The sequence below is a fragment of the Hansschlegelia beijingensis genome, assembly GCF_045505405.1.
Classification (GTDB): domain Bacteria; phylum Pseudomonadota; class Alphaproteobacteria; order Rhizobiales; family Methylopilaceae; genus Methylopila; species Methylopila beijingensis_A.
Genome location: NZ_JBJKEX010000363.1, coordinates 1 through 3,039 on the forward strand (window position 1 = coordinate 1; position 3,039 = coordinate 3,039).

Below are 3,039 nucleotides of genomic sequence, written 5' to 3' on the forward strand. Positions count from 1 at the left end.
GCCGAGCGCCCGGCCCCGGACCGTTCCGGCCGCCGCGCGCCCGCCAATGACGACGCCCGCTCCTTCGCGCACATCGTCTACGCGCTGCAGCGCAAGCCCTCGCGCGCGCCGTTCGTGCTCGCGACCGTCGCGTCCCTCGTGTGGGCCGGCCTCGGCGCGATCTACCTGTTCGGGGTGCTGGGGCTCGGCCGACCCGAGACGAACCTCGCCGATGGCGCGGTTCAGGCGCAGCTCGCCGCGGCCTTCCTGGGCGTCGCGGCGCCGATCGTGTTCTTCTACATGCTCGCGATGATGTCGTGGCGCGCCCAGGAGATGCGGCTGGTCGCCCGCTCCATGACGGAGGTCGCGCTGCGCCTCGCGGAGCCCGACACGACGTCCTCGGAGGCGATCAGCTCGCTCGGCCAAGCGGTTCGCCGCGAAGTCGCCGCGATGGGCGACGGCATCGAGCGCGCGGTCAGCCGCGCGGGTGATCTTGAGTCGCTGGTGCGCGGCGAGGTCTCCACGCTTGAGCGCTCCTTCCACGACAATGAGGTGCGCGTGCGCACCCTGATCGCGGACATCCAGGCCCAGCGCGAGGCCATCGACGGCAACGCCGAGCGTCTGCGCGAGACGATCGCCGGCGCTCACGACGTTCTGGCCCGCGACCTCAACGCCGCGGCGAGCCTGCTCGCGGCTAACATCACGAATTCGGGCGCCCAGGTCACGAGCGAGCTCGACGCGAAGAGCTCCGAGATCGCGCTCGCGATCCAGCAGGCCGGCGAGAACATGCTGGCGGCCATCGGCGGCCGCGGCGCGGAGATGATCGAGCGTCTGGCGTCGAGCGGCGCGGAGGTCGCTCGCGACCTCGACGACACCGGCCGCCGCATCGTCGAGACGCTCGACGAGCGCGCCGAGGCGGCGCGGTCCGCCCTTGGGCAGTCCAGCGACGCGATCATTCGCTCCATCGAGGAGCGCACCACGCTCCTGACCGACCGTCTGCAGGCGACGGGCGCGGAATTCGACGAGCGCATCGAGCGCACCAGCGGCGAAGCCATCAGCGCGCTCGCCGCGCGCGGCGAGGCCGTGGCGGCGCAGATCGATCGCGTCGGCGGCTCGATCTCCGACCAGCTGGCGGACCGCGTCGAGACCGTGATCTCGCATCTCGACCGAACCGGCTCCGATCTCGCGCAAACCTTCATCGAGCGCGCTGGCGACGTCACCTCGTCGGTCGAAGCCGCCGGGCGCGACTTCCATCGCGACCTCTCCGAGCGCTCGCGTGAGCTTCTGGAGACCCTCGCTCTGCGCGCGAGCGAGCTCACCGCCGCTCTGTCCGAAGCCCGCGGCGGCATCGCTTCCGATCTTTCGGAGCGCTCGACCGAACTGCTCGAGACCCTCTCGGACCGGGCCCGCGAGGTCACGGAAGCGCTGGCGGACGCCGGCGCGCATTTCCACGGCTCGATCGATTCCGGGTCGCGCGACATCATCGACGCTCTGGGAGCGCGCTCGCGCGAGCTGGTCGAGACCCTCAGCGGCACGGCGTCCTCCGTCACCGAGGAATTCGGCTCGCGCGGCGACGGCGCGATCGAGCGCTTCGTCGCAGCGGCCGCCCGCGTCTCGGAGGAGTTCGCCTCCCGCGGCATGCTGTTCAACGACGGCTTGGAGCGCACCGGCCAGCAGCTCACCGAGACCTTCGCCGAGCGTGCGGAGCTCGTGTTGCGGTCGCTCTCCGAAAGGACCGACGACGCGGCTTCCGGCTTCCGGGCGATCGGCTCCGAGGTCGAGCAGACTCTCGCGACGCGGGCGGAGGAAGTCTCCGGCACGCTGCGCGCGGCGAGCGACCGCGCGGTCGAGGCGCTGTCCGCCAGCGGCGGCGACATCGCTCGCCGGCTCGACGAGACCAGCAAGAAGGTCGCAAACGACGTCACGCTGCAGGGCGGCGATCTTGCGGAGCGCCTGACCGAGGCGAGCGCCCGGATGCACGAGGCGATCGTCCTGCATGGCGGAGAGCTCGAGAGGCGCTTCGCCGAGGACGGCGAGCGCATCGCGTCGCTGCTCGAAGCCCAGGGCGAGGATGTCGCCTCCCGGATCACCCGGGCGAGTGACCGCGTGCACGAGGCGATCGTGGTGCGTGGCGACGCAATCGAGGGCGATTTCGACGCCGTCGGCGCGCGTATCGTGGCCGCGATCGACGGCCGCGCCGCGGAGGTCCGCGACACCATCGAATCCGCAGGCGTCACCATCGCGGACGTGCTGTCCGAGCGCAGCGCGATCCTGCTGAACAATCTGGGCGACACCGCCGAGCGCATCCACGAGGTCGTCGTCGTCCGCGGCGGCGAGCTCGAGGACCGGCTCAAGGTCAGCGGCGAGCGGCTCGGCGAGGCGATCGCGGCCCGCGCGTCCGACGCCGAGGCTGCCTTCGGGGCCGCCACCGGTCGCATCACCTCCGGCGTCGAGGAGAAGCTCAAGGCGTTCGAGGAGCGGCTTTCGACCACCGGCGCGTCCGTGGCCGACATCATCGCGGAACGCGGCGGCGCCTTGGCCGACACGCTCGGCGAAACGGCGGAGCGGATCCACGAGATCGTCGTCGAGCGGGGTTCGGAGCTCGAGCGCCGGCTCGCGGCGGCGGGCGAAGACCTCTCGGCCAAGATCGACGCGCGCGCATCCGCGGCTGAAACGGCGTTCGGGGCCGCGACGGACCGCATCGGCGCCGGCGTCGACCAGAAGCTCAAGGCTTTCGAGGAGCGCCTCTCCACCACCGGCGCCGCTGTCGGGGACATCATCGCGGACCGTGGCGGCCAGCTCACGATCGCGATCAGCGACACCGCCGAGCGCATCCACGACGCGATCGTGGTCCGCGGCGGGGACCTGCAGGAGCGTCTCGCCACCGCGGAGGGCCGGCTCTTCGAGACCCTCGGCGCCCGTGCCAGCGAGGCCGAAGCGGCCTTCGCGGCCGCGCAGGACCGCGCCGGATCGGCCTTCGAGCAGCGCATCCGCACCTTTGAGAGCCGCTTCGACGCGGCCGGGGCGACCCTCGGCGACCGCCTCGCGGGCGAAATCAGC

At 72.2% G+C, this 3,039-nt stretch carries 1 protein-coding gene; it reads left to right on the top strand.

Annotated elements, in window-relative coordinates:
* On the top strand, nucleotides 1–3,039 hold a 3,039-nt coding region (locus ACIKT0_RS16030; protein ID WP_407106358.1), incomplete at both ends, for an apolipoprotein A-IV repeat region-like domain-containing protein.